1 protein-coding gene is annotated in these 235 nt (G+C 63.4%); it reads left to right on the top strand.

The features are described from left to right. Positions 1-235 (top strand): hypothetical protein (locus Ga0451573_RS19580; RefSeq protein ID WP_231685892.1); only part of this gene is annotated, 235 nt, incomplete at both ends.

Raw genomic sequence — 235 nt, 5'->3', positions numbered from 1 at the left:
CTGCTCGGCGACCACTCTCGGCGATCTCGTTGTCGACGTGCCGCAGGACGTGCAGGTCAATGCGCAGGTCGTGCGCAAGGATGCCGATACGCGCATCATCGAGCGCAATCCCGCCGTGCACATGTGCTATGTCGAGGTGGAAGAGCCCGACATGCACAAGCCGCTCGGCGATCTCGACCGCCTGAAGGCAGCGCTGGAAAAGGAATGGGGCATCCGCAATCTCGACGTGGACGCC

The sequence above is a fragment of the Phosphitispora fastidiosa genome (assembly GCF_019008365.1).
Classification (GTDB): domain Bacteria; phylum Bacillota; class Thermincolia; order Thermincolales; family UBA2595; genus Phosphitispora; species Phosphitispora fastidiosa.
The sequence above is the reverse complement of the archived record's forward strand: the minus strand, read 5'-3'. Positions and strand labels throughout refer to the sequence as shown.